At 68.0% G+C, this 25,195-nt stretch carries 21 protein-coding genes and 4 tRNA genes; 22 read left to right on the top strand and 3 right to left on the bottom strand.

Annotation, left to right across the window (positions count from 1 at the left end; translation table 11 throughout):
• Nucleotides 1–15: 15 nt before the first annotated feature.
• Nucleotides 16–279 carry a hypothetical protein gene (locus LMH63_RS14960; RefSeq protein WP_109679889.1) on the bottom strand — a complete coding sequence of 88 codons (264 nt, stop codon included), beginning with the start codon at nucleotides 277–279 and terminating at the stop codon, nucleotides 16–18.
• Between the two features lie 68 nt (nucleotides 280–347).
• On the opposite strand from LMH63_RS14960, the gene LMH63_RS14955 reads away from it, so the two are divergent.
• The gene (locus LMH63_RS14955) at nucleotides 348–1,826 is read left to right on the top strand and encodes an MBL fold metallo-hydrolase RNA specificity domain-containing protein (protein WP_109679888.1); all 1,479 of its coding nucleotides are present in this window, start codon (nucleotides 348–350) and stop codon (nucleotides 1,824–1,826) included.
• A 205-nt stretch (nucleotides 1,827–2,031) separates the two neighbouring features.
• Here LMH63_RS14955 and LMH63_RS14950 read toward each other — a convergent pair whose 3' ends face one another.
• On the bottom strand, nucleotides 2,032–2,457 hold the full coding sequence (locus LMH63_RS14950) for a VanZ family protein (RefSeq protein WP_109679887.1): 426 nt from the start codon (nucleotides 2,455–2,457) through the stop codon (nucleotides 2,032–2,034).
• A 582-nt stretch (nucleotides 2,458–3,039) separates the two neighbouring features.
• Nucleotides 3,040–4,062, bottom strand: coding sequence for an IS110 family RNA-guided transposase (locus LMH63_RS14945; protein WP_109680427.1), 1,023 nt, complete (start codon nucleotides 4,060–4,062; stop codon nucleotides 3,040–3,042).
• 177 nt (nucleotides 4,063–4,239) lie between these two features.
• Here LMH63_RS14945 and LMH63_RS14940 point away from each other — a divergent pair.
• From LMH63_RS14940 to rplW, 21 genes are all read left to right on the top strand, one after another.
• Nucleotides 4,240–4,324: transfer RNA gene (locus tag LMH63_RS14940), tRNA-Tyr, on the top strand.
• Between the two features lie 199 nt (nucleotides 4,325–4,523).
• Nucleotides 4,524–4,597, top strand: a tRNA-Gly gene (locus LMH63_RS14935).
• Nucleotides 4,598–4,638: 41 nt separating this feature from the next.
• Nucleotides 4,639–4,713, top strand: a tRNA-Thr gene (locus LMH63_RS14930).
• Nucleotides 4,714–4,776: 63 nt separating this feature from the next.
• On the top strand, nucleotides 4,777–5,967 hold the full coding sequence (gene tuf / locus LMH63_RS14925) for an elongation factor Tu (protein WP_109679292.1): 1,191 nt from the start codon (nucleotides 4,777–4,779) through the stop codon (nucleotides 5,965–5,967).
• A 103-nt stretch (nucleotides 5,968–6,070) separates the two neighbouring features.
• Nucleotides 6,071–6,146 (top strand) — tRNA-Trp (locus tag LMH63_RS14920).
• A gap of 61 nt (nucleotides 6,147–6,207) precedes the next feature.
• A complete protein-coding gene (gene secE / locus LMH63_RS14915; protein WP_109679293.1) occupies nucleotides 6,208–6,585 on the top strand; it encodes a preprotein translocase subunit SecE in 378 nt (125 codons plus the stop codon).
• 6 nt (nucleotides 6,586–6,591) lie between these two features.
• Entirely contained in the window at nucleotides 6,592–7,125 is a 534-nt protein-coding gene (gene nusG, locus LMH63_RS14910) for a transcription termination/antitermination protein NusG (protein WP_109679294.1), read from the top strand.
• A 194-nt stretch (nucleotides 7,126–7,319) separates the two neighbouring features.
• Nucleotides 7,320–7,751, top strand: coding sequence for a 50S ribosomal protein L11 (gene rplK, locus LMH63_RS14905; RefSeq protein ID WP_109679295.1), 432 nt, complete (start codon nucleotides 7,320–7,322; stop codon nucleotides 7,749–7,751).
• A gap of 4 nt (nucleotides 7,752–7,755) precedes the next feature.
• On the top strand, nucleotides 7,756–8,448 hold the full coding sequence (gene rplA, locus LMH63_RS14900) for a 50S ribosomal protein L1 (RefSeq protein ID WP_109679296.1): 693 nt from the start codon (nucleotides 7,756–7,758) through the stop codon (nucleotides 8,446–8,448).
• Nucleotides 8,449–8,871: 423 nt separating this feature from the next.
• A complete protein-coding gene (gene rplJ, locus LMH63_RS14895) occupies nucleotides 8,872–9,393 on the top strand; it encodes a 50S ribosomal protein L10 (protein WP_109679297.1) in 522 nt (173 codons plus the stop codon).
• 70 nt (nucleotides 9,394–9,463) lie between these two features.
• Nucleotides 9,464–9,844, top strand: coding sequence for a 50S ribosomal protein L7/L12 (rplL, locus tag LMH63_RS14890; RefSeq protein WP_109679298.1), 381 nt, complete (start codon nucleotides 9,464–9,466; stop codon nucleotides 9,842–9,844).
• 176 nt (nucleotides 9,845–10,020) lie between these two features.
• Complete coding sequence (gene rpoB, locus LMH63_RS14885) at nucleotides 10,021–14,085, top strand: DNA-directed RNA polymerase subunit beta (RefSeq protein ID WP_109679299.1); 4,065 nt, start codon at nucleotides 10,021–10,023, stop codon at nucleotides 14,083–14,085.
• Nucleotides 14,086–14,221: 136 nt separating this feature from the next.
• The gene (gene rpoC / locus LMH63_RS14880) at nucleotides 14,222–18,496 is read left to right on the top strand and encodes a DNA-directed RNA polymerase subunit beta' (protein ID WP_109679300.1); all 4,275 of its coding nucleotides are present in this window, start codon (nucleotides 14,222–14,224) and stop codon (nucleotides 18,494–18,496) included.
• A 266-nt stretch (nucleotides 18,497–18,762) separates the two neighbouring features.
• Nucleotides 18,763–19,137 carry a 30S ribosomal protein S12 gene (gene rpsL / locus LMH63_RS14875; RefSeq protein ID WP_109679301.1) on the top strand — a complete coding sequence of 125 codons (375 nt, stop codon included), beginning with the start codon at nucleotides 18,763–18,765 and terminating at the stop codon, nucleotides 19,135–19,137.
• A gap of 41 nt (nucleotides 19,138–19,178) precedes the next feature.
• Nucleotides 19,179–19,649, top strand: a complete 471-nt coding sequence (rpsG, locus tag LMH63_RS14870; RefSeq protein ID WP_109679302.1) for a 30S ribosomal protein S7 — start codon at nucleotides 19,179–19,181, stop codon at nucleotides 19,647–19,649.
• 22 nt (nucleotides 19,650–19,671) lie between these two features.
• Complete coding sequence (gene fusA / locus LMH63_RS14865; protein WP_109679303.1) at nucleotides 19,672–21,765, top strand: elongation factor G; 2,094 nt, start codon at nucleotides 19,672–19,674, stop codon at nucleotides 21,763–21,765.
• 58 nt (nucleotides 21,766–21,823) lie between these two features.
• Complete coding sequence (gene tuf, locus LMH63_RS14860; protein WP_109679292.1) at nucleotides 21,824–23,014, top strand: elongation factor Tu; 1,191 nt, start codon at nucleotides 21,824–21,826, stop codon at nucleotides 23,012–23,014.
• Nucleotides 23,015–23,020: 6 nt separating this feature from the next.
• Complete coding sequence (rpsJ, locus tag LMH63_RS14855) at nucleotides 23,021–23,338, top strand: 30S ribosomal protein S10 (protein ID WP_109679304.1); 318 nt, start codon at nucleotides 23,021–23,023, stop codon at nucleotides 23,336–23,338.
• Nucleotides 23,339–23,634: 296 nt separating this feature from the next.
• Entirely contained in the window at nucleotides 23,635–24,288 is a 654-nt protein-coding gene (gene rplC / locus LMH63_RS14850) for a 50S ribosomal protein L3 (protein WP_109679305.1), read from the top strand.
• Nucleotides 24,288–24,893: a 50S ribosomal protein L4 gene (gene rplD / locus LMH63_RS14845; RefSeq protein ID WP_109679306.1), complete on the top strand. Its 606-nt coding sequence runs from the start codon at nucleotides 24,288–24,290 to the stop codon at nucleotides 24,891–24,893. The genes rplC and rplD overlap by 1 nt, the downstream gene beginning before the upstream one ends.
• Entirely contained in the window at nucleotides 24,890–25,189 is a 300-nt protein-coding gene (gene rplW / locus LMH63_RS14840) for a 50S ribosomal protein L23 (RefSeq protein WP_109679307.1), read from the top strand. Before rplD ends, rplW begins: the two co-directional genes overlap by 4 nt.
• Nucleotides 25,190–25,195 lie beyond the last annotated feature (6 nt).

The following is a 25,195-nucleotide window of genomic DNA, read 5'->3' as shown; positions in this document are numbered from 1 at the left end:
AGGCACCAGAATACCCTAGGGGCCTGGCCCCCGAGCTTCATCCTGGATCTCCAGGCGCCGTTCGATGCGCTCGATACGCTCCAGCAGCCGATCATAACGGCCGTGCTGATCCACCGTGTCAGCGTATACCTGGGCGCTGTCGCGACGCAGGCCGGCGACGCCTGATTCGACGCTGGTGATCCGTTGCTTGACCTCCCGAAGGTCTTCCTTCATCGCGGAGAGGTCCGAGCGGATGACGCGCAGATGTTCGAGCAGCAGATTCTCTACGCTATCGGGCATTGGCCATCCCCGTTCTGGTCTAGCGAGAAAATTAGCACAGTCAGCAACTCGAGTAAGGACAGGTTGTCATGGAGGACTACCCACGCATCGAGCACCACGGCGGCCATGAGGGCGTGACCGGCAGCTGCCATCGGCTGCGGCTTGGCCCGGGGCAGTCCCTGCTGGTGGACTGCGGGCTGTTCCAGGGGGAGGACGGCGGTTCGGGTGACACGCTGGAGCGCCACCGGATCGATTTCCCTGTCGACGACGTCATTGCGCTGGTGGTCACCCACGTGCATATCGACCATATCGGGCGCCTGCCCTATCTGCTGGCCGCCGGCTATCGCGGGCCGATCCTCTGCAGCGTGCCCTCGGCGCGGCTGCTGCCGCTGGTGATCGAGGATGCGCTGAAGATCGGCTTCACCCGGGACGAGCGGCTGATCCGGCAGTTCCTGGATGAGGTGCAGGGGCGGCTGGTGGCGCTGGACTACGGCGCGTGGCACGGGCTGCCCGGCGCCGGCGGCACGCGGCTGCGGCTGCAGCGCGCCGGGCATATTCTCGGGTCGGCCTATGTGGAGGTGGACTGGCGGTGCGAGGGTCGGCGGGAGCGCATCGTGTTCTCGGGGGACCTGGGGGCGCCCTACGCGCCGCTGCTGCCTGCGCCGAAGGCGTCTTACGCCGCGGACCGCTTGGTGCTCGAGTCCACCTACGGGGATGGTGTGCACGAGGGGCGGCGGGCGCGGCGCCACCGTCTCAAGGCGGCGATCGACCAGGCGCTGGCCGACGGCGGCACGGTGATCGTGCCGGCGTTCAGCATCGGGCGGACGCAGGAGCTGCTGTACGAGATCGAAGGGCTGATTCACGGGGCGGCGGGGTCGAGGGATTGGGGGGATCGCCGCGGGAGCGCGCCTCCCACGGGAGAGGGGGCCATGGGAGGCGCGCTCCCGCGGCGACTCGCCTCATCACCCGCAGACTGGCCCAACCTCGAGATCATCGTCGACTCCCCGCTCGCCGCACGCTTCACGGAGGTCTACCGGGATCTCCGCCCTTACTGGGATGCCGAGGCCCACCGACGGGTGCGCGCGGGCCGGCATCCGCTCGCCTTCGACAACCTCTACACCGTGGACAGCCACGAGGAGCATCTGCAGACGGCGGACTATCTGGCCCGCACCCACCGCCCGGCGGTGGTGATCGCCGCGAGCGGGATGTGCGCCGGCGGCCGCGTGGTGAACTACCTCCGGCGCATGCTCCCCGACCCGCGCCATGCGGTGGTCTTCGTCGGCTACCAGGCGGCGGGGACGCCCGGGCGGGACATCCAGCGCTACGGCCCCCGCGGCGGCTGGGTAATGCTCGACGGCGAGCGCATCGATATCCGCGCCCGCATCGAGACCCTCGGCGGTTATTCCGCCCACGCGGACCGTGAAGACCTGATCCGCTTCGTCCGCCGCATGCGACGCCGGCCGCGGGAGGTGCGGCTGGTGCATGGGGAGCCGAATGCCAAGCGTGCCCTGCGCGAGGCGCTGCTGGCGCGGGGCGGGCTCCCCGAGGGGGCGAGGGTTGTGCTGTAGCGAGGGCGGAAGGCGCAGACGTTGCCCCGTGGGAGCGGCCCCCCTGTGGGAGCGGTCTCCGACCGCGAAAGGCCGCGCACCGGCGTACGGCTCCGGCTCGCGGCATGTAGCGCGCTGCGCTGGCCATCTCGGTCGGACACCTTTCCCATGGGCGTTGGCCGACCCGCTCCGCTGCTGAAGGGTGCGCCTGAAAGGGCTATGGGCTTCAGCGGGGGGTAAGCTGCCGGGTCAGGCCATGCCAGAGGAGCAGGGCCAGGAGGATGCCGGCGGCGTTCAGGGCCATGTCGGTGAGGGAGGCGTAGCGGCCGGGAACGAAGCCCTGGCGGAGCTCGTCGAGGAGGCCGGTGGCGAGCGCCGCGGTGGCGGCGAGACCAAGGTGGGTGGCGCGCTGGCCGACGTGGTGCAGGGCGCGCAGCCAGACCCAGGTGATGATCCCGTAGAGCGGGATGTGCAGGGCGTTCTGCAGGGTCGGGGGCAGGGCGGCAATGGAGAAGCGGCCCTCGACCTCCTCGGCGGGGACGCCGGGGATGGAGGCGAGGGCGAGGATGCCGAGCACCGCGGCCGCCGGGGCGAGCCAGGCCGGCTCGCGGCGGTGGGGGGCGAGGAGCAGGGGTGCGAGGGGTGTTTTCATGGCGAGTGGGGCATGTTGATTGCTTTGTGTGACGGCCGGTGAATGTCGCACACGGCTGCGCCGAACGGGAGTACGGCGCTGCGCGCCGTTTCGCGGTTGGGGGGACCGCTCCTACAGGGTCGGTCGTGCAAGGCTGGACCGTGTGCCAGGTGCATGTGCCCGGAGCGGGCCGATGTTGCACGCGGCCTCGGACCGCGCAGAACCGACCGGGTAGGTCGTGCACGGCGAAGCCGTGTGCGACATCCCGGGTGTCCGGTGCCGGGGAACGTTGCACGCGGCCTTTGGCCGCGCACAACCTACGGAGAAGTTTCGCGGTCGGAGACCGCTTCTCTAAAGCGGCCCCCGGAGTCAACCTCCCGGGTTGTAAAAGGAAGGCTGGCCGAGGCCTCAGGCTTCTCTACGTGGTCGCCCCCGTGGGGGCGCCGACAGGATGGGATGTACGAGAACGCCGTCCGGAATCTCCCAAACACGGGGTCACTGCCCCAAGCGGTCTGCAGGATCGGCGTCCTCGATACCCCGGCCAACCTGTTTGCTCGCTTTGATCGCTTTGCTGCGCGTTGCGCTACCTCCCGGCGGTCGTGATCAGGCACCCACCGCCCGCTCGGGCCAGGCCTTGAAGCGCTCACCGCTCACCCAGAGCCGGTGGAGGAGTACCGCCAGTTTGCGCGCCAGCGCCACCTTCGCCTTCGCCTGGCCCTTGCGCTCGGCAAGCCGCAAGCCCCAGCGCCTGAGCGCGCAGTCCCGACCGCGGACCAGCAGCGAATGCGCGGCCTCCACCAGGTGCCAGCGCAGGAGCTTGTCGCCCTCACGGCTGATGCGCCCCTGTACCTGGAGCTCGCCGGACTGGTAGATCCGCGGCGTGAGCCCCGCGTAGTCGGCCACCTCATCACCACTGGCGAACCGCCGCGGGTCATCGATGGTGGCCACGTACGCCTGGCTGACCAGCGGACCCACTCCGGGCACGCTCGCCAGGCGCTCCGCCACCGCATGCTCGCGCGCCTCGCGCTCGATCTCCCGGCGCAGGCGCCGCGCCTCACCGAGCGCATGCTCGTAGGCCGCGAGCAGCGGCTCCAGGTAGGCCGCCAGCCCCGGCACGTGCTCGGCGCACAGCGCACGCACCCGCGGCGCAAACTCGCCCTTGCTCACCCGGCCAACCCGCACCCCGTGCGCGCGCAACAGCCCCCGCACCCGCGCCGCGAAGCCCTTGTAGGCCTCCACCAGCCCCTGACGCGCCTGCAGCCGCGAGCGCTGCAACCGCGCCTCAGCCGACTTGCGGTGCACCGCCGTGTACCAGCCCGCCTGAGCCATGCGCGCCAGCGTCCGGGCATCCCGCCGGTCGGTCTTCTTCGAGGCATCCATCAGCCGCTTCGCCGAGCGCGCATCGATCACCACCGCCTCATGGCCAGCATCCTCGACCACCAACGCCACCCACTCCGCTAGCGGCGTGCTCTCGATGACCACCCGCGTCGCCTCAAGGCCCGAGAACGCCTCCATCAGCGCCCCCGCCTCGGTCGCCACCGTGCGCTCGAGGATCACCTCGGCGTTCGCGTCCACCACGCAAACCGTGCTTGCCCGATTCGCCACATCGATGCCAGCGTAGAGCATGGAGACAACCTCCCTTTCCGTTGAGGCGCCTTCGGCGACCTCGTGAATCTGCTCGGGAGGTTGTCTCCTCCTTCCCACTCCACTCAAGCCGCAGGCCGCTTTACTCCATCTCCCACGGGGGCCGGGCGGCCTTGACACTCTGCCCGCTTTTCCGCACATTACGCGGCCTGATCGCGCGGAGGGGTACCCAAGCGGTCAACGGGGGCAGACTGTAAATCTGCTGGCACAGCCTTCGGAGGTTCGAATCCTCCCCCCTCCACCACATATAGGTGCACCAGCGGCAAGTCGCTGCTGAGTGGACCGGAATTTTTCCGGGCAGCACCGCCGGCAGGCCGCTGGCGCGCGCGCCGGACTGGTCCTATAAAGGCAGCACGGCTGGCGACGCTGGCACGGGCGCCTGACTGATGCCGCCCCGGCGGCGGCTCGCTGGGTGGTGGCGTCGCGGGTGGCGATAGATCCCCGCGGGTGTAGTTCAATGGTAGAACCTCAGCCTTCCAAGCTGATGATGTGGGTTCGATTCCCATCACCCGCTCCATTGCGCCCGCCGCGGGGCTGAATAGCGCGGACTGGCCATACGCCCATGTAGCTCAGGGGTAGAGCACTTCCTTGGTAAGGAAGAGGTCCCCGGTTCAAATCCGGGCATGGGCTCCATCTTTCATCGCACGACGAGCCCTCGGCTCCTCAGGCAGGCAATAACAAAGGGGAGATCGCGCCGTGTCCAAGGCGAAGTTTGAGCGCACGAAGCCGCATGTGAACGTTGGCACGATTGGTCACGTGGACCATGGCAAGACGACGCTGACCGCGGCGCTGACGAAGGTTCTGGCGGAGAAGTACGGTGGTGTGGCGCGTGCGTTCGACCAGATCGACAACGCGCCGGAGGAGCGTGCGCGGGGCATCACGATTGCCACGGCGCACGTGGAGTACGAGACCGACCATCGTCACTATGCGCACGTCGACTGCCCCGGGCACGCGGACTATGTGAAGAACATGATCACGGGCGCGGCGCAGATGGACGGTGCGATCCTGGTGGTTTCGGCCGCCGACGGTCCGATGCCGCAGACCCGCGAGCACATTCTGCTGGCGCGCCAGGTGGGCGTGCCGGCGATGGTGGTCTACCTGAACAAGGCGGACATGGTGGACGACGCGGAGCTGCTGGAGCTCGTGGAGATGGAGGTCCGAGAGCTGCTGAGCCAGTACGAGTTCCCGGGCGACGACATCCCGATCATCACCGGCTCGGCGCTGAAGGCGCTGGAGGGTGATGAGAGCGAGATCGGGGCGCCCTCGATCGTGCGCCTGGTGGAGTCGATGGACGAGTACATCCCCGAGCCCGAGCGGGCGGTGGACGGTGCCTTCCTGATGCCGATCGAGGACGTGTTCTCGATCTCGGGCCGTGGCACGGTGGTGACCGGGCGCGTGGAGCGCGGGATCATCAAGACCGGCCAGGAGGTGGAGATCGTCGGCATCCGCCCGACCACGAAGACGGTGGTCACGGGGGTGGAGATGTTCCGCAAGCTGCTCGACGAGGGGCGTGCGGGGGACAACATCGGCGCGCTGCTGCGCGGCACCAAGCGTGACGACGTCGAGCGCGGTCAGGTGCTCTGCAAGCCGGGCTCGATCACGCCGCACACGAAGTTCGAGTGCGAGGTGTACGTGCTCTCCAAGGACGAGGGCGGGCGGCACACGCCGTTCTTCAACGGCTACCGGCCGCAGTTCTACTTCCGCACCACCGACGTCACCGGTGCCTGTGACCTGCCGGAGGGCACGGAGATGGTGATGCCGGGTGACAACGTGAAGATGACGGTCTCGCTGATCGCGCCGATCGCGATGGAGGAGGGGCTGCGCTTTGCGGTGCGCGAGGGCGGCCGCACCGTGGGCGCCGGCGTCGTCTCCAAGATCCTCGAGTAACGGGGTCGCCTGCATGCGCCCTGGGCAGGGGTTCCCTTGCCCAGGGCGTTGCCGTAGACTACCGAGTTCGCCGAGTGACGGCCGGTCACCGGCGGCAGGTTACAGGCCAGTAGCTCAATTGGCAGAGCAGCGGTCTCCAAAACCGCAGGTTGGGGGTTCGAGTCCCTCCTGGCCTGCCAACTCTCCGGCCGCGTCGCCGCCCTTCGGGAGCTGGCGAGGTGGCCTTTACGTCGTGAATCCATGAGCGCCAGAGCCGACAGCGAAGCCTCGTCCCTCGACAAGCTCAAGCTCGCTGCCGCCGCCGGGGTATTCCTCGCCGGCGTGGTGGGCTTCTACTACTTCGAGGCGGAGTCCGCGCTGCTGCGCGCGCTCGGCATGGTGGTGGTGGCGGCCGTCGCCATCGCCATCGCCGTGAGCAGCCAGTACGGGCGCAATGCCTGGGCGTTCGCCCGCGAGGCGCGCCAGGAGCTGCGCAAGGTCGTGTGGCCGACGCGCCAGGAGTCGATGCAGACGACCCTCATCGTGCTCGTCATGGTGGTGATCGTTGCCATCATCCTCTGGCTCATGGACATGTTTTTCCTGTGGGGCGTCGGCGCCCTCGTGAGCCCCGGAGGCTGATCACCGATGGCGAAGCGCTGGTACGTCGTGCACGCCTATTCGGGTTTCGAGAACCAGGTCAAGAAGTCCCTGCTGGAGCGCATCAAGCGCGCGGGGATGGAAGACCAGTTCGGCGAGATCCTCGTCCCCACCGAGGAAGTGGTGGAGATGAAGGACGGCCAGAAGCGCCGCAGCGAGCGCAAGTTCTTCCCCGGCTACGTGCTGGTGCAGATGGAGATGACCGACGACACCTGGCACCTGGTCAAGGAGGTGCCGCGGGTCATGGGCTTCATCGGCGCCTCCCGCGACAAGCCGGCCCCCATCTCCGAGCGCGAGGCCGAGCAGATCCTCGACCGGGTGAAGGAGGGCGTGGAGAAGCCGCGGCCCAAGGTCCTGTTCGAGGTCGGCGAGGTGGTCCGCGTCACCGACGGCCCCTTCAACGACTTCAACGGCGTGGTGGAAGAGGTCAACTACGAGAAGAGCCGCCTGCGCGTTGCGGTTCTGATCTTCGGCCGCTCGACGCCGGTGGAGCTGGAGTTCAGCCAGGTTGAGAAGGGCTGAGCGCTTCGCGCTCAGCCTTTAGTGGCAAGTTGCAAGTGACAAGTAACAAGCGAGAGGCGTGAAGGTGCCCCTCCGGTGCCGCCCGGCTCCACTTGTAACTTGCTACTTGCAACTCAGTACTGCGGCCCCTGCGGGGCCGCCGGGGAGCCCGGGTAGCCAGTCCCGGGCGCTATCACCCACATCAGGAGTCTGTCATGGCACGCAAGGTCACTGCCTACATCAAGCTGCAGGTGCCGGCCGGGAAGGCGAATCCGAGCCCGCCCGTGGGTCCGGCGCTGGGTCAGCACGGTCTCAACATCATGGAGTTCTGCAAGCAGTTCAACGCGCAGACCCAGGAGATCGAGCCCGGGCTGCCCATCCCGGTGGTCATCACCGTGATGTCGGACCGCAGCTTCACGTTCGTCACCAAGACGCCGCCGGCGGCGGTGCTGCTGAAGAAGGCGGCCGGCATCCAGTCCGGCAGCGGCACGCCCAACACCAAGAAGGTGGGCAAGGTCAGCCGCGACGATCTCGAGGAGATCGCGAAGACCAAGTGGCCGGACCTGAACGCCGCCGACATGGACGCCGCGATCCGCACGATCGCCGGCAGCGCCCGCAGCATGGGCCTCGACGTGGAGGGGGTCTGACGCCATGGCCAAGCTGACCCGCAGACAGCAGGCTTTCCGCGAGAAGGTCGACCGCACGAAGCTCTATCCGGCGGAGGAGGCCTTCTCGCTGCTGAAGGAGCTCGCCAGCGCGAAGTTCACCGAGTCGGTGGACGTCGCCGTGAACCTCGGCATCGACCCGCGCAAGTCCGACCAGATGGTGCGCGGCTCCACCGTGCTGCCGAACGGCACCGGCAAGACGGTGCGCGTGGCCGTGTTCGCCCAGGGCGCCAACGCCGACGCGGCGAAGGAGGCCGGCGCCGACGTGGTGGGCATGGAGGATCTCGCCGAGCGTATCCAGGGCGGTGAGCTCGACTTCGACGTGGTCATCGCGAGCCCCGACGCCATGGGCGTCGTTGGCCGCCTCGGCCGCATCCTCGGCCCCCGCGGCCTGATGCCGAACCCGCGCGTGGGCACGGTCACCGCCGATGTGGCGGGCGCCGTGCACAACGCCAAGGCCGGCCAGGTCCGCTACCGCGCCGACAAGGGCGGCCTCATCCACTGCAGCCTCGGCAAGGTGGATTTCGAGCCCCAGGCCCTGGCGGAGAACCTGAAGGCGCTGCTCAACGATCTGCAGAAGATCAAGCCGGCGTCGAGCAAGGGTGTGTACCTGAAGAGGGCCACCGTTTCCACGACCATGGGGCCGGGGGTCTCGGTGGATTTGGGAGCCCTCACCTAGGGCGCTGTGCGCCCTAGGTGAGGGCAGTGGCAAGTTGCAAGTGACAAGTTGCAAGCAAGAGGTGGCGGGCGGTGCATCGGAAGGGCGCCGGACCGCAGCCAGCGGCCGCTCGGAGGCGGTCTTGCAACTTGAAACTTGAAACTTGTCACTCAACGGCCGGCCGACAGGCCGGCCGTGGCTGTCGTCAACGACAGCCGTCGAAGACCGCATGGTGCGCCTTGGCGCTGAAAGGCCTTCGGGTCGCCTGCGGTAGACGGTGCTGCCGGGACAGGATGGATTTCCTGCACTGGGCCACCGTCGCTCCGCTCCGGCAATGACGCCGGGCGGGGCGGGAGTCTCCGCCGGCAGGCGGGGTCTCCGGTGCGGTGCCGGCTCGCCCGCCGGCATCGTGTTCGCCAACCGCCGTTCCAGGAGGCAAACCGAATGGGCGTGAGTCTGGAACAGAAGAAGCGGATGGTGCAGGAAGTCGCCGAAGTCGCCGGTGAGGCCCACTCCGCGCTGGCCGCGGAGTACCGGGGTCTCACCGCCGGCGACATGGACAGGCTGCGTGTGCAGGCGCGCGAGTCGGGGGTCTACATCCGCGTGGTGAAGAACACCCTCGCCAAGCGTGCCGTCGAGGGCACGGATTTCGAATGCATGAAGGATGGCTTCGAAGGTCCGCTGCTGCTCGCGTTCTCGCAGCAGGATCCAGGGTCGGCTGCGCGTGTCCTGAAGGATTTCTCCAAGGGCAACGACAAGCTGGTGGTGAAGATGCTCTCCGTGGGCGGGTCGGTGTACCCGGGCTCGGAGATCGATCGCCTCGCCACCCTGCCGACCTACGACGAGGCGATCAGTCGCCTCATGGCGACGATGCGGGCGCCGGTGCAGAAGCTCGCCACGACCCTCAACGAGGTGCCGGGCAAGCTGGTGCGCACGCTCGCCGCGGTGAAGGATGCCAAGCAGTAGGCAGCCCGCCGCGATCCTGTCCGCCGCAGTCAGTGCAACGTAATCGCGTCAACACTCAGGAGAATTGACGATGGCCGTTTCCAAAGAGGATATTCTCGAGACGATCTCCAGCATGACCGTGATGGAGGTGGTCGAGCTCATCGAGGCGATGGAGGAGAAATTCGGCGTCACTGCCGCTGCCGCCGTCGCCGCCGCCCCGGCCGCCGCCGGTGGTGGCGAGGCCGAGGCCGCCGAGGAGCAGACCGAGTTCGACGTCGTGCTCTCCAGCTTCGGCTCCAACAAGGTGCAGGTGATCAAGGCCGTGCGTGCGGCCACCGGTCTCGGCCTGAAGGAGGCGAAGGAGCTGGTCGAGGGCGCTCCCGCCCCGGTGAAGGAGGGCGCTTCGAAGGAGGACGCCGAGGCGCTGAAGAAGCAGCTGGAGGAGGCGGGTGCCAGCGTCGAGCTCAAGTAACTCGGTGCCGCACCACTCTATAACTAGCTGAAAGGGAAACCGGCTGGTGGCCTCCGGGCCGCCGGCCTTTTCCCGTTTGTAATATCACGCCGCCCGGCGTGTCCAAGGCTGCGGGCGTTCCCGCGAGCGTCCGGAGCCTTGCACACGGCGGACCCCAACCTGGTTGAGGAACCTCGATGGCCTATTCGTTCACCGAAAAGAAGCGCATCCGCAAGGACTTCGGCAAGCAGCCGAATATCCTGGATGTCCCTTTCCTGCTCGCGACGCAGATCGAGTCCTACCGGGACTTCCTGCAGCTCGAGCGCGACCCGGACAGCCGTGACGGCAAGGGCCTGCACGCCGCGTTCAGCTCAGTGTTCCCGATCCAGAGCTACTCTGGCAATGCCCGTCTGGAATACGTGCGCTATCGCATCGGCGAGCCGGCCTTCGACGTCAAGGAGTGCCAGCTGCGCGGGCTGACCTACGCCGCCCCGCTGCGCGTGCTCGTGCGCCTGGTCATCAACGACAAGGAGACGCGCACGGTCAAGGACATCAAGGAGCAGGAAGTCTACATGGGCGAGATGCCGCTCATGACCCGCAACGGCACCTTCGTGGTGAACGGTACCGAGCGGGTCATCGTGCAGCAGCTGCACCGCTCGCCGGGCGTGTTCTTCGACCACGACAAGGGCAAGACCCACAGCTCCGGCAAGCTGCTGTTCAGCGCGCGGGTCATTCCCTATCGCGGCTCATGGCTCGACTTCGAGTTCGACCCGAAGGACGCCATCTACGTGCGCATCGACCGCCGCCGCAAGCTGCCGGCGACGGTGCTGCTGCGCGCGCTCGGCTACGACAACGAGCAGATCCTCGACCTGTTCTTCGAGAAGAACCAGTTCAAGCTGAAGAAGAAGGGCGCCGAGCTGGCGCTCGTGCCGGACCGCCTGCGCGGCGAGACCGCGAGCTTCGACATCAAGGCCGGCGGCGAGACCATCGTCGAGAGCGGGCGGCGGATTACCGCGCGCCACATCCGGCAGATGGAGAAGGTGGGCCTGGACAAGCTCGAGGTCCCTGACGAGTACCTCGTGGGCAAGGTGCTCGCCCACGGCATCGTCGACAAGTCCACCGGCGAGGTGCTGGCCGAGGCCAATGCCGAGCTCACCGAGGAGCTGGTGCAGCAGCTGCGCGACGCCGGGGTGAAGTCCTTCGAGACGCTGTTCATCAACGATCTCGACCAGGGGCCCTACGTTTCCAACACCCTGCGCATCGACGCCACGCGCACGCAGCTCGAGGCGCTGGTGGAGATCTACCGGATGATGCGCCCGGGCGAGCCGCCGACCAAGGAGGCCGCGGAGAACCTGTTCGCCAACCTGTTCTTCAGCGAGGACCGCTACGACCTGTCCTCGGTGGGGCGGATGAAGTTCAACCTGCGGGTCGGCCGGGACGAGGTCACCGGCTCCGGCGTGCTGGACAACGAGGACATCCTCGACGTCCTGCGCGAGCTCATCAACATCCGCAACGGCAAGGGCACGGTCGACGACATCGACCACCTCGGCAACCGGCGGGTGCGCTGTGTCGGCGAGATGGCGGAGAACGTCTTCCGCGTGGGGCTCGTGCGCGTGGAGCGCGCCGTGCGCGAGCGCCTGAGCCTCGCCGAGAGCGAGGGGCTGATGCCCCAGGAGCTGATCAACGCCAAGCCCGTGGCGGCGGCGATCAAGGAGTTCTTCGGCTCCTCGCAGCTCTCGCAGTTCATGGACCAGAACAACCCGCTCTCCGAGGTGACCCACAAGCGCCGGGTCTCGGCGCTCGGCCCGGGCGGCCTGACCCGCGAGCGGGCGGGCTTCGAGGTGCGCGACGTGCACCCGACCCACTACGGCCGCGTCTGCCCCATCGAGACGCCGGAGGGGCCGAACATCGGCCTCATCTCCTCGCTCGCCTGCTATGCCCGGCTCAACAGCTACGGCTTCCTGGAGACGCCGTACCGCAAGGTGATCGACGGCCGCGTCACCGACGAGGTGGACTATCTCTCCGCCATCGAGGAGAGCCGCTACGTCATCGCCCAGGCCAACGCGCGCCTGGACGAGAACGGCTATCTGGCGGATTCGCTGATCTCCATGCGCCACCAGAACGAGTTCGGCATGGCCTCGCCGGAGAAGGTCCAGTACATGGACGTCTCGCCGAAGCAGATCGTCTCGGTGGCGGCCTCCATGGTGCCGTTCCTCGAGCACGACGACGCCAACCGCGCGCTCATGGGCTCGAACATGCAGCGCCAGGCGGTGCCGACGCTGCGCGCCGAGAAGCCCCTGGTGGGCACCGGCATGGAGCGCGCCGTCGCCATCGACTCCGGCGTCACCGTGATCGCCGAGCGCGGCGGTGTGGTGGAGCAGGTGGACGCCGCGCGCATGGTGGTGCGGGTCAACGACGACGAGACCGTCCCCGGCGAGCCCGGCGTCGACATCTACAACCTGACCAAGTACACGCGCTCCAACCAGAACACCTGCCAGAACCAGAAGCCGCTGGTGCGCCCGGGCGACCAGGTGGCCCGGGGCGACGTCCTCGCCGACGGCCCGTCCACGGACATGGGCGAGCTGGCGCTCGGGCAGAACATGCGCGTCGCCTTCATGCCCTGGAACGGCTACAACTTCGAGGACTCCATCCTCATGTCCGAGAAGGTGGTGGAGGAGGACCGCTACACCACCATCCACATCGAGGAGCTCACCGCCGTCGCCCGTGACACCAAGCTCGGGCCGGAGGAGATCACCGCCGACATCCCCAACGTCGGCGAGAGCGCGCTCGCCAAGCTGGACGAGTCGGGCATCGTCTACGTGGGCGCCGAGGTCAACGCGGGCGACATCCTCGTCGGCAAGGTCACGCCCAAGGGCGAGACCCAGCTCACCCCCGAGGAGAAGCTGCTGCGGGCGATCTTCGGCGAGAAGGCCTCGGACGTGAAGGACACCTCCCAGCGCGTGCCCACGGGCATGGACGGCACGGTGGTGGACGTCCAGGTGTTCACCCGCGACGGCGTCGAGAAGGATGCCCGCGCCCTGTCCATCGAGGCGGATGCGCTGGCCGCGGTGCGCAAGGACCTGAACGACCAGTTCCGCATCTTCGAGGACGACGCCTTCGCCCGCCTCGAGAAGCTGCTGGACGGCAAGGTCGCCGAGGGCGGCCCGAACGGCCTCAAGGCCGGCACCAAGGTCACGCCCGAGTACCTGCAGGGCGTCGAGCGGGAGCGCTGGTTCGAGATCCGCATGCGTGACGACGACGTCACCGAGCAGCTGGAGAAGGTGCAGGCCCAGCTCAAGGCCCAGCGCGAGGCCTTCGACCGCCGCTTCGACGAGAAGAAGGCCAAGATCACCGCCGGCGACGACCTCGCCCCCGGTGTGCTGAAGATGGTCAAGGTCTACCTCGCGGTGAAGCGGCGGATCCAGCCGGGCGACAAGCTCGCCGGGCGCCACGGCAACAAGGGCGTGATCTCGCGCGTGGTGCCGGTGGAGGACATGCCCTTCACCGAGGACGGCGAGCCCATCGACGTGGTGCTCTCGCCGCTGGGCGTGCCCTCGCGGATGAACGTCGGCCAGGTGCTGGAGACCCACCTCGGCTGGGCCGCCAAGGGCCTCGGCCAGAAGATCGGCCGCATGCTGGACGAGCAGGTGGAGCTCGCCGAGCTGCGCCGGTTCCTCGACCAGATCTACAACTCCAGCGGCAAGCGCGAGGACCTCGACAGCCTCACCGACGAGGAGATCCGCAGCCTGGCGGACAACCTGCGCGGCGGCGTGCCCATGGCCTCGCCGGTGTTCGACGGCGCCGACGAGACCGAGGTCAAGACCATGCTGCGGCTGGCGGAGCTGCCGGAGAACGGCCAGACCACGCTCTACGACGGCCGCACCGGTGAGGCCTTCGACCGCCCGGTGACCATCGGCTACATGCACATCCTGAAGCTGAACCACCTGGTGGACGACAAGGTCCATGCCCGCTCCACCGGTCCGTACAGCCTGGTCACCCAGCAGCCGCTGGGCGGCAAGGCCCAGTTCGGCGGCCAGCGCTTCGGCGAGATGGAGGTCTGGGCGCTGGAGGCCTACGGCGCGGCGTACACGCTGCAGGAGATGCTCACGGTGAAGTCCGACGACGTGACCGGCCGCACCAAGATGTACAAGAACATCGTGGACGGCGACCACCAGATGGAGGCGGGGATGCCCGAATCCTTCAACGTGCTGGTCAAGGAGATCCGGTCGCTCGGTATCGATATCGAGCTGGAGCAGGATTGATTTTGGGGAGTTAGAGGTCGCCGCGACGCGCGCCTCCCACAGCGGGGAGCGAAGCCACCGTGGGAGGCGCGAGACGCGGCGATTCCGAATTCCCCACCCAACGATTTAGCCAACTCAAGTTGGACGGGCAGCGGATATGAGAGACCTTCTGAATCTGTTCAAGCAGCCGGGCGCCCAGCTCGACGACTTCGACGCCATCCGTATCGGGCTGGCGTCGCCGGAGAAGATCCGGTCCTGGTCCTTCGGCGAGGTGAAGAAGCCGGAGACGATCAACTACCGGACCTTCAAGCCGGAGCGGGACGGCCTGTTCTGCGCCAAGATCTTCGGGCCCGTGAAGGACTACGAGTGCCTCTGCGGCAAGTACAAGCGACTCAAGCACCGCGGCGTGGTCTGCGAGAAGTGCGGCGTCGAGGTGACGCTGGCCAAGGTGCGCCGCGAGCGCATGGGCCACATCGAGCTGGCGAGCCCCACCGCGCACATCTGGTTCCTGAAGTCGCTGCCCTCGCGCATCGGGCTGCTGCTCGACATGACCCTGCGCGATATCGAGCGCATCCTCTACTTCGAGGCGTTCGTGGTCATCGACGCGGGGATGACGCCGCTGGAGCGCGGGCAGCTGCTCACCGACGAGGGCTACCTCGACGCCATCGAGCAGTACGGTGACGAGTTCGACGCCCGCATGGGCGCCGAGGCGGTGTTCCATCTCCTGAAGAGCATCGACCTCCAGGAGGAGGCGAACACCCTGCGCGAGGAGATCGGCGCCACCAACTCCGAGTCCAAGATCAAGCGGCTGTCCAAGCGGCTGAAGCTGGTGGAGTCGTTTATCGACTCCGGCAACAAGCCGGAGTGGATGATCATGACCGTGCTGCCGGTGCTGCCGCCGGACCTGCGGCCGCTGGTGCCGCTGGATGGCGGGCGCTTCGCCACCTCGGACCTGAACGACCTCTACCGCCGGGTGATCAACCGCAACAACCGCCTGCGCCGGCTGCTGGAGCTCTCGGCGCCGGACATCATCGTGCGCAACGAGAAGCGCATGCTGCAGGAGGCGGTGGACGCGCTGCTGGACAACGGCCGCCGCGGCCGCGCCATCACCGGCACCAACAAGCGCCCGCTGAAGTCCCTGGCGGACATGATCAAGGGCAAGCAGGGCCGCTTCCGGCAGAACCTGCTCGGCAAGCGTGTGGACTACTCCGGGCGTTCGGTGATCGTGGTCGGCCCGACCCTGCGCCTGCACCAGTGCGGCCTGCCCAAGCGCATGGCGCTGGAGCTGTTCAAGCCGTTCATCTTCTCCAAGCTCCAGCGTCTGGGGCTCGCCACCACCATCAAGGCGGCGAAGAAGATGGTCGAGCGCGAGACCCCTGAGGTCTGGGACATCCTCGAGGACGTCATCCGCGAGCATCCGGTGATGCTCAACCGCGCGCCGACGCTGCATCGCCTGGGTATTCAGGCGTTCGAGCCGGTGCTCATCGAGGGCAAGGCGATCCAGCTGCACCCGCTGGTCTGCCCGGCCTTCAACGCCGACTTCGACGGCGACCAGATGGCGGTGCACGTGCCGCTCTCGCTGGAGGCCCAGCTCGAGGCCCGGGCCCTGATGATGGCCACCAACAACGTGCTCTCGCCGGCCTCCGGCGAGCCCATCATCGGCGCCTCCCAGGACATCGTGCTGGGGCTGTACTACATGACGCTGTCCCTGGTGGGCCGGCGCGGCGAGGGCATGCGCTTCTCCGACCTCACCGAGCTGCACCGGGCCTACGAGAGCCGCATGGTGGACGTGCACGCGCGGGTGACGGTGCGCATCCACGAGGTCGTGGTGGACGACGAGGGCAACCGCAGCGAAGGCACCCGCCGGGTGGAGACCACCGTCGGCCGCGGCCTGCTGTACGACATCGTGCCCGAGGGGCTGCCGTTCTCCCTGGTCGACCGGGACATGACCAAGAAGGCCATCTCGGAGATGATCGACCAGTGCTACCGGCGACTCGGCCTGAAGGCCACGGTCATCTTCGCCGACCAGCTCATGTACCTCGGCTTCCACATGTCGACCCGGGCCGCCGTGTCCATCGGCATGGAGGACATGGTCATCCCCGAGGAGAAGGAGCGCATCCTGCGCGAGGCCGAGGTCGAGGTGAAGGACATCGAGGATCAGTACGCCTCGGGCCTGGTCACCAACGGCGAGCGCTACAACAAGGTGGTGGACATCTGGTCGCGCACCAACGACGAGGTGGCGCGGGCCATGATGGACAAGCTCGGCAAGGAGACCCTCACCGACGCCGAGGGCAACGAGGTGGTGCAGAAGTCCACCAACTCGATCTTCATGATGGCCGACTCCGGCGCCCGTGGCTCGGCGGCGCAGATCCGCCAGCTCGCCGGCATGCGCGGCCTCATGGCCAAGCCCGACGGCTCCATCATCGAGACGCCCATCACCGCGAACTTCCGCGAGGGCCTGAACGTCCTGCAGTACTTCATCTCCTCCCACGGCGCGCGCAAGGGCCTGGCGGACACGGCGCTCAAGACCGCCAACTCCGGCTACCTGACCCGCCGCCTGGTGGACGTCTCCCAGGACCTGGTGGTCACCGAGGACGACTGCGGCACCCATCGCGGCCTGAAGATGGCGCCGCTGATCGAGGGCGGCGACGTGGTCGAGGCACTCGGCGAGCGCGTGCTCGGCCGGGTTCTGGCCCAGGACGTGGTCCGCCCCGGTGCCAATGACACCCTGCTGGACGCCGGCACCCTGCTGGACGAGCGCCTCGTGGAGCAGCTCGAGACCGAGGGCGTGGACGAGGTCTGGGTCCGCTCGCCCATCACCTGCGAGACCCGCCACGGCGTCTGCTCGGCCTGCTACGGGCGTGACCTCGCCCGCGGCCACCGGGTGAACGTCGGCGAGGCGGTCGGCGTGATCGCCGCGCAGTCCATCGGCGAGCCGGGCACCCAGCTCACCATGCGCACGTTCCACATCGGCGGCGCCGCCTCCCGCGCGGCCTCGGTGAGCAACGTGCAGGTGAAGGGCGCGGGCACCGTGCGGCTGCACAACCTCAAGACCGTGCAGCACCACTCCGGCAACCTGGTGGCGGTTTCCCGCTCCGGCGAGATCACCGTCATGGACGAGGCCGGGCGCGAGCGCGAGCGCTACAAGGTGCCCTACGGCGCCACCATCGCGGTGGCCGACAACGAGCCGGTGGAGGCCGGGCAGATCGTCGCCAACTGGGATCCGCACACCCACCCGATCATCACCGAGGTGAAGGGGCGGCTGAAGTTCTTCGACTTCGTCGAGGGCGTGACGGTCAACCGCGAGGTGGACGAGGTCACCGGCCTCACCAGCCTCGTGGTCACCGACCCCAAGACCCGCGGCACCGGCGAGCATCGGCGCAACGTCACCGACGCCAAGGGCAAGCAGACCGAGGAGCGCATCGCCTACAAGGATCTGCGCCCGATGATCAAGCTGGTGGACGAGGACGGCAACGACCTCAACCTCGCCGGCACCGACATCCCGGCCCACTACTACCTGGCGGCCGGGGCCATCGTCAGCGTCGACGACAACGCCGAGGTGGACGTGGGCGACGTCATCGCCCGCATCCCGCAGGAGTCCTCCAAGACCCGCGACATCACCGGCGGCCTGCCCCGGGTGGCGGACCTGTTCGAGGCCCGCAAGCCGAAGGAGCCGGCGATCCTCGCCGAGGTCTCCGGCACCGTGTCCTTCGGCAAGGACACCAAGGGCAAGCAGCGCCTGGTGATCACGACGCCGGACGGCGAGCACTACGAGGAGCTGATCCCGAAGTGGCGCAACGTCACGGTGTTCGAGGGCGAGCACGTGGAGAAGGGCGAGGTCATCGCCGACGGCGAGCCGAACCCCCACGACATCCTGCGCCTGCTCGGCGTCACCGAGCTCGCCGCGCACATGGTCAAGGAGATCCAGGACGTCTACCGCCTGCAGGGCGTGAAAATCAACGACAAGCACATCGAGGTGATCAGCCGCCAGATGCTGCGCAAGGTCGAGATCCGCGAGCCCGGCGACAGCCGCTACCTGCGCGGCGAGCAGGCGGACTGGGGCCGTGTGGTCGAGGAGAACGAGCGCCTGGTGGAGCAGGGCAAGGAGCCGGCGCGTTTCGAGCCGCAGCTGCTTGGCATCACCAAGGCCTCGCTCGCCACGGACTCCTTCATCTCCGCGGCCTCCTTCCAGGAGACCACCCGCGTGCTCACCGACGCCGCCACCCGCGGCGCCCGGGACGACCTGCGCGGGCTGAAGGAGAACGTCATCGTCGGCCGGCTGATCCCGGCGGGCACGGGCAACGCCTATCACCAGGAGCGTCAGCGCCAGCGCCAGGAGCCGCCGGAGCCGATGATCCCGATGGCGCCCCAGTTCGGCCTGCGCGGGCAGACGGCGACGCTGGACGAGCCCGGGGCGGGCGAGGGGTCCTAGGCGACCGGTCCCGCGGACGCCCGCCGTAGGGCGGGCCCGTCGGTGGGAGCGGTCTCCGACCGCGAAACGCCGCGCAGCGGCGTAGCGTTCGGCGCTGCGCGCGCGCTCGCGGTCGGAGGCCGCTCCCACTGGGGCCGGCGGCGATAAGACCGTGTCTTGGCGGGGCTTTGCGGTTGACACCCCACAGCCCCGCCCCTAAACTTACGCGCTCTCGACAGGCCGGGGTTCTCCGGCCTGTCTTCCGTTAAGACCGGAGTCAAGGGTTTATGGCCACGATCAACCAGCTGGTCCGCAAGCCGCGCAAGCGCCGGCACGAGAAGAGCAACGTGCCCGCGCTGGAGGCCTGCCCCCAGCGGCGCGGCGTGTGCACCCGCGTGTACACCACCACGCCGAAGAAGCCGAACTCGGCGCTGCGCAAGGTCGCGCGCGTGCGGCTCACGAACGGTTACGAGGTCTCCAGCTACATCGGCGGCGAGGGCCACAACCTCCAGGAGCACTCGGTGGTCCTGATCCGTGGCGGCCGCGTGAAGGACCTGCCCGGCGTGCGCTACCACGTGGTGCGCGGCTCGCTGGACACGGCCGGCGTCTCCAAGCGCCGCCAGGGTCGCTCCAAGTACGGCGCCAAGCGGCCCAAGGGCTGAGCGGCCGCCACCACCGAACGGACGATTGCGGGTAAGCAACGATGCCGAGAAGAAGAGAAGTTCCCAAGCGCAAGGTTCTCGCCGATCCGAAGTACGGCAGCGAGATGCTCACGCGCTTCGTGAACATGATCATGCGCGACGGCAAGCGCGCCGTGGCCGAGAAGATCGTCTACGGTGCCCTCGACCGCATCGCCTCCAAGGGGCACGACAACCCCATGGAGGTGCTGGAGACGGCGCTGGACAACGTCCGCCCGATGGTCGAGGTGAAGTCGCGCCGGGTGGGTGGTGCCACCTACCAGGTGCCGGTGGAGGTGCGCCCGACGCGCCGCAACACGCTGGCCATGCGCTGGGTGATCGACGCCGCGCGCAAGCGCAGCGAGGCCACCATGGGGCACCGTCTCGGCAACGAGCTGCTGGAGGCCTCGGAGGGCCGTGGCAGCGCAGTGAAGAAGCGCGAGGACACGCACCGCATGGCGGAGGCGAACAAGGCGTTCTCGCACTTCCGCTGGTAACGGTTTAGAGGAATTTGCAGCTTTGGCACGCAAGACACCGATCGAGCGCTACCGCAATATCGGCATCATGGCCCACATCGATGCCGGCAAGACGACGACGACGGAGCGCATCCTGTTCTACACCGGCATCTCCCACAAGATGGGCGAGGTGCATCACGGTGCCGCCGTGATGGACTGGATGGAGCAGGAGCAGGAGCGGGGCATCACCATCACCTCCGCCGCCACGACCACGTTCTGGCGCGGCATGGATCAGCAGTACCCCGAGACCCGGATCAACATCATCGACACCCCCGGGCACGTTGACTTCACCATCGAGGTGGAGCGCTCCCTGCGCGTGCTCGACGGTGCCGTCTGCGTGCTGGACGCGAACGCCGGCGTGGAGCCCCAGACCGAGACGGTCTGGCGCCAGGCCAACAAGTACGGCGTGCCGCGCATGGTGTTCGTCAACAAGATGGACAAGATGGGGGCGGACTTCTTCCGCTGCGTGAAGATGCTGCGCGAGCGCCTCGGCACCAACGCGGTGCCGGTGCAGCTGCCCATCGGCACCGAGGACCAGTTCGAGGGCGTGATCGACCTCATCCGCGAGAAGGCGATCTACTGGAACATGGACGACATGGGCGCGACCTACGATCAGCGGGACGTGCCCGCCGAGTACGCCGACCAGGTCGCCCAGTATCGAGAGCAGCTCATCGAGGCCGCCGCCGAGGCCAACGAGGAGCTGATGGAGAAGTACATCGGCGGCGAGGGCCTCACGGCCGAGGAGATCAACCTCGGCCTGCGCAGCCAGACCATCGCCAACGAGGTGGTCCCGGTGCTCTGCGGCACGGCGTTCAAGAACAAGGGCGTGCAGGCGATGCTGGACGCCGTCGTCGAGTACATGCCGAGCCCGGCCGATGTCCCCGCGATCCAGGGCGAGCGCGAGGACGGCACCCTGGTGGAGCGCCATCCCTCGGACGACGAGCCCTTCGCCGCGCTCGCCTTCAAGATCGCCACCGACCCGTACGTCGGCACGCTGACCTTCTTCCGCGTCTACTCCGGCGTGGTGAAGACCGGCGACACCGTCTACAACCCGGTCAAGGGCAAGCGCGAGCGCCTCGGGCGGATCGTGCAGATGCACTCCAAGGAGCGCAAGGAGATCTCCGAGGTCCGCGCCGGCGACATCGCCGCCGCCATCGGCCTGAAGGACGTCACCACCGGCGATACCCTCTGCGACAACAACGACCGGGTCATGCTCGAGCGCATGGAGTTCCCGGATCCGGTGATCTCCGTGGCGGTGGAGCCGAAGACCAAGAGCGACCAGGAGAAGATGGGCCTCGCGCTGCAGAAGCTGGCGCAGGAGGACCCGTCCTTCCGGGTGCGCACCGACGAGGAGTCCGGGCAGACCATCATCTCCGGGATGGGCGAGCTCCATCTCGAGATCATCGTCGACCGGCTCAAGCGCGAGTTCAAGGTGGAGGCCAACGTCGGCCAGCCCCAGGTGGCCTACCGCGAGACCATCCGCAAGCCGGTGGAGGTCGAGGGCAAGTTCGTGCGCCAGTCCGGCGGCCGCGGCCAGTACGGTCACGTCTGGATCCGCATGCGCCCGCAGGAGCGCGGCGAGGGCTACAGCTTCACCAACAAGATCGTGGGCGGTGTCGTGCCGAAGGAGTACGTGCCTTCGGTGGACAAGGGCATCCAGGAGCAGATGGAGAACGGCGTGCTCGCGGGCTTCCCCGTGGTGGACCTCGCCGTGGAGCTGTTCGATGGCTCCTACCACGATGTCGACTCCTCGGAGATGGCGTTCAAGATCGCCGGCTCCATGGCCTTCAAGGAGGGCTTTGCGAAGGCGGATCCGGTGCTGCTCGAGCCGATCATGAAGGTCGAGGTGGTCACCCCCGAGGAGTTCATGGGCGACGTCATGGGCGACATCAACCGTCGTCGTGGCACCGTCCAGGGCATGGAAGACGGCCCGGCCGGCAAGATCATCCGCGCCGAGGTGCCGCTGAAGGAGATGTTCGGGTACGCCACGGACCTGCGTTCGGCAACCCAGGGGCGCGCGGCCTACTCGATGGAGTTCGAGGGCTACCAGGAAGCGCCGAGCAACATCGCCGACGAAGTGATCAAGAAGGCCGGCTGAGCGCGACGCGCGCGGCCGGAATGGAATCGGAACGGAATTGACGGGAAAGAGGTGAGTCGTGTCCAAGGCGAAGTTTGAGCGCACGAAGCCGCATGTGAACGTTGGCACGATTGGTCACGTGGACCATGGCAAGACGACGCTGACCGCGGCGCTGACGAAGGTTCTGGCGGAGAAGTACGGTGGTGTGGCGCGTGCGTTCGACCAGATCGACAACGCGCCGGAGGAGCGTGCGCGGGGCATCACGATTGCCACGGCGCACGTGGAGTACGAGACCGACCATCGTCACTATGCGCACGTCGACTGCCCCGGGCACGCGGACTATGTGAAGAACATGATCACGGGTGCGGCGCAGATGGACGGTGCGATCCTGGTGGTTTCGGCCGCCGATGGCCCGATGCCGCAGACCCGCGAGCACATTCTGCTGGCGCGCCAGGTGGGCGTGCCGGCGATGGTGGTCTACCTGAACAAGGCGGACATGGTGGACGACGCGGAGCTGCTGGAGCTCGTGGAGATGGAGGTCCGAGAGCTGCTGAGCCAGTACGAGTTCCCGGGCGACGACATCCCGATCATCACCGGCTCGGCGCTGAAGGCGCTGGAGGGTGATGAGAGCGAGATCGGGGCGCCCTCGATCGTGCGCCTGGTGGAGTCGATGGACGAGTACATCCCCGAGCCCGAGCGGGCGGTGGACGGTGCCTTCCTGATGCCGATCGAGGATGTGTTCTCGATTTCGGGCCGTGGCACGGTGGTGACCGGGCGCGTGGAGCGCGGGATCATCAAGACCGGCCAGGAGGTGGAGATCGTCGGCATCCGCCCGACCACGAAGACGGTGGTCACGGGGGTGGAGATGTTCCGCAAGCTGCTCGACGAGGGGCGCGCGGGGGACAACATCGGCGCGCTGCTGCGCGGCACCAAGCGTGACGACGTCGAGCGCGGTCAGGTGCTCTGCAAGCCGGGCTCGATCACGCCGCACACGAAGTTCGAGTGCGAGGTGTACGTGCTCTCCAAGGACGAGGGCGGGCGGCACACGCCGTTCTTCAACGGCTACCGGCCGCAGTTCTACTTCCGCACCACCGACGTCACCGGTGCCTGTGACCTGCCGGAGGGCACGGAGATGGTGATGCCGGGTGACAACGTGAAGATGACGGTCTCGCTGATCGCGCCGATCGCGATGGAGGAGGGGCTGCGCTTTGCGGTGCGCGAGGGCGGCCGCACCGTGGGCGCCGGCGTCGTCTCCAAGATCCTCGAGTAACGCGATATGGCAGCCAGCAGTCAGCGCATCCGCATCCGCCTGAAGGCGTTCGATCACCGGCTGATCGATCAGTCCGCCCGGGAGATCGTGGAGACGGCGAAGCGTACCGGGGCCCAGGTTCGGGGCCCGGTGCCGCTGCCCACGAAGAAGGAGCGGTACACGATCCTGATCTCTCCGCACGTCAACAAGGACGCGCGGGATCAGTACGAGATTCGCACGCACAAGCGGCTCATGGATATCGTCGATCCGACGGACAAGACGGTGGACGCGCTCATGAAGCTCGACCTCGCCGCCGGCGTCGACGTGCAGATCAAGCTCTACTGAGATCCGGGGAACTACCCCGGCCCCGGCCGCTGGCCGGTCAGCCGAGGCGGGCCCCATGAACTCCGGGCATCCGGCCCGGGTAGCGGGAAACAGACCGGGGGCAGGTCCCCTTGATGCGACCGGCGGGCGCGGCCCGGCCGGACGCAGCAATCGCGGCGCGGGGCTCGCGCCGCGCCGGTGTCTCGTGTACCCTTCGCGCCCCACGCGGCGCGCAGCGGGGGACACCGGCAACGGGAACGGTCCCGGTCTGGCAGCGCGCCCGATCCGGCACAACGGACTGAGAGAGGAACACGGCGATGGCAATCGGAATCGTCGGCCGCAAACGCGGCATGACGCGGATCTTCACGGAGGACGGGGCCTCCGTGCCGGTGACGGTGATCGAAGCCGCACCGAACCGCGTCACCCAGATCAAGGCGGAGGCGCGTGACGGCTACCGCGCGGTCCAGGTGACCACCGGCGAGCGCCGCCCGAACCGCGTGCCCAAGCCCGTGGCCGGCCACGTGGCCAAGGCCGGGGTCGAGATGGGCCGCGGGCTCTGGGAGTTCCGCCTCGAGGCGGACGCCGAGGGCGTCGAGGCCGGCGGCGAGCTCAAGGTGGACCAGTTCGAGGCCGGGCAGACCGTGGACGTCACCGGTACCTCCAAGGGCAAGGGCTTCGCCGGCACCGTCAAGCGGCATAACTTCCGCACCCAGGACGCCACCCACGGCAACTCCAAGGCCCACCGCGCGCCGGGCTCCATCGGCCAGGCCCAGGACCCGGGCCGGGTGCATCCGGGCAAGAAGATGGCCGGGCAGATGGGCAATGTGCGCAGCACCACCCAGAACCTGGAGATCTTCCGGGTCGACGCCGAGCGCAACCTGCTGCTGGTGCGCGGCGCGGTGCCGGGCAGCCGCGGCGGTGACGTCATCGTGCGTCCGGCGGTGAAGGCTGCGGCCAAGGGAGGCAAGTGATGGAGCTCCAGCTGCGCGAGGGCGGCAGCACGCTGACCGTCTCCGAGACCACCTTCGGCGCCGATTTCCGCGAGCCCCTGGTGCACCAGGTGGTGACGGCGTATCTCGCCGGTGCCCGTGCCGGCACCAAGGCGCAGAAGACCCGCGCCCAGGTGAGCGGCGGCGGCTCCAAGCCGTGGCGGCAGAAGGGTACCGGCCGGGCGCGCGCCGGCAGCATCCGCAGCCCCATCTGGCGGGGTGGCGGCAAGACCTTCGCGGCGGTCCCGCGGGACCATTCGCAGAAGGTCAACCGCAAGATGTATCGCGGCGCGATCCGCTCGATCCTCTCCGAGCTGGTGCGCCAGGAGCGCCTGCACGTGGTGGAGAGCTTCGATGCCGAGAGCCCCAAGACCCGCGACCTGAAGGCGCGGCTGGAGGGCATGGGCGTCGCCGACGTGCTCATCATCGGCAGCGAGGTGAGCGAGAACCTCTACCTTGCCGCCCGCAACCTGCCCGGCGTCGACGTGCGCGACACCGAGGCGGTGGATCCGGTCAGCCTGCTCGGCCACGAGCACGTGATCATGACCGTGGACGCGGTGCGCCGCATCGAGGAGTGGCTGGCATGAATCAGGAGCGTATCTATCAGATCCTGCGCGGGCCGCACGTCTCCGAGAAGAGCACCCTGATCGCCGACGAGGCGAACCAGGTGGTGTTCCAGGTGGCGCGCGACGCCAACAAGCGCGAGATCAAGGCCGCCGTGGAGCAGCTCTTCGAGGTTAAGGTCCGGGACGTGCGCGTCGCCAACGTCAACGGCAAGCGCAAGGGCTTTGGCCGCATCCGCGGCCGGCGGCCGGACTGGAAGAAGGCCTACGTGGCGCTCGCGGCGGGCGAGGAGCTCGACTTCATCGGCGGCGCCGAGTAACGGTTC

This window comes from Spiribacter halobius, assembly GCF_020883455.1.
GTDB classification, from domain to species: Bacteria; Pseudomonadota; Gammaproteobacteria; order Nitrococcales; family Nitrococcaceae; genus Sediminicurvatus; species Sediminicurvatus halobius.
This window is presented reverse-complemented; position numbering and strand designations above follow the sequence as displayed.

Bases quoted from the DNA above. Each gene is read 5' to 3' on its own strand.
- rpsL (WP_109679301.1), top strand. From the start codon at position 18,763: ATGGCCACGATCAACCAGCTGGTCCGCAAGCCGCGCAAGCGCCGGCAC.
- rpsJ (WP_109679304.1), top strand. From the start codon at position 23,021: ATGGCAGCCAGCAGTCAGCGCATCCGCATCCGCCTGAAGGCGTTCGAT.
- rplD (WP_109679306.1), top strand. From the start codon at position 24,288: ATGGAGCTCCAGCTGCGCGAGGGCGGCAGCACGCTGACCGTCTCCGAG.
- rplW (WP_109679307.1), top strand. From the start codon at position 24,890: ATGAATCAGGAGCGTATCTATCAGATCCTGCGCGGGCCGCACGTCTCC.
- rplJ (WP_109679297.1), top strand. From the start codon at position 8,872: ATGGGCGTGAGTCTGGAACAGAAGAAGCGGATGGTGCAGGAAGTCGCC.
- nusG (WP_109679294.1), top strand. From the start codon at position 6,592: ATGGCGAAGCGCTGGTACGTCGTGCACGCCTATTCGGGTTTCGAGAAC.
- rplA (WP_109679296.1), top strand. From the start codon at position 7,756: ATGGCCAAGCTGACCCGCAGACAGCAGGCTTTCCGCGAGAAGGTCGAC.
- LMH63_RS14955 (WP_109679888.1), top strand. From the start codon at position 348: ATGGAGGACTACCCACGCATCGAGCACCACGGCGGCCATGAGGGCGTG.
- rpsG (WP_109679302.1), top strand. From the start codon at position 19,179: ATGCCGAGAAGAAGAGAAGTTCCCAAGCGCAAGGTTCTCGCCGATCCG.
- rpoB (WP_109679299.1), top strand. From the start codon at position 10,021: ATGGCCTATTCGTTCACCGAAAAGAAGCGCATCCGCAAGGACTTCGGC.
- rplC (WP_109679305.1), top strand. From the start codon at position 23,635: ATGGCAATCGGAATCGTCGGCCGCAAACGCGGCATGACGCGGATCTTC.
- LMH63_RS14950 (WP_109679887.1), bottom strand. From the start codon at position 2,457: ATGAAAACACCCCTCGCACCCCTGCTCCTCGCCCCCCACCGCCGCGAG.
- LMH63_RS14945 (WP_109680427.1), bottom strand. From the start codon at position 4,062: ATGCTCTACGCTGGCATCGATGTGGCGAATCGGGCAAGCACGGTTTGC.
- secE (WP_109679293.1), top strand. From the start codon at position 6,208: ATGAGCGCCAGAGCCGACAGCGAAGCCTCGTCCCTCGACAAGCTCAAG.
- LMH63_RS14960 (WP_109679889.1), bottom strand. From the start codon at position 279: ATGCCCGATAGCGTAGAGAATCTGCTGCTCGAACATCTGCGCGTCATC.
- rplK (WP_109679295.1), top strand. From the start codon at position 7,320: ATGGCACGCAAGGTCACTGCCTACATCAAGCTGCAGGTGCCGGCCGGG.
- rplL (WP_109679298.1), top strand. From the start codon at position 9,464: ATGGCCGTTTCCAAAGAGGATATTCTCGAGACGATCTCCAGCATGACC.
- rpoC (WP_109679300.1), top strand. From the start codon at position 14,222: ATGAGAGACCTTCTGAATCTGTTCAAGCAGCCGGGCGCCCAGCTCGAC.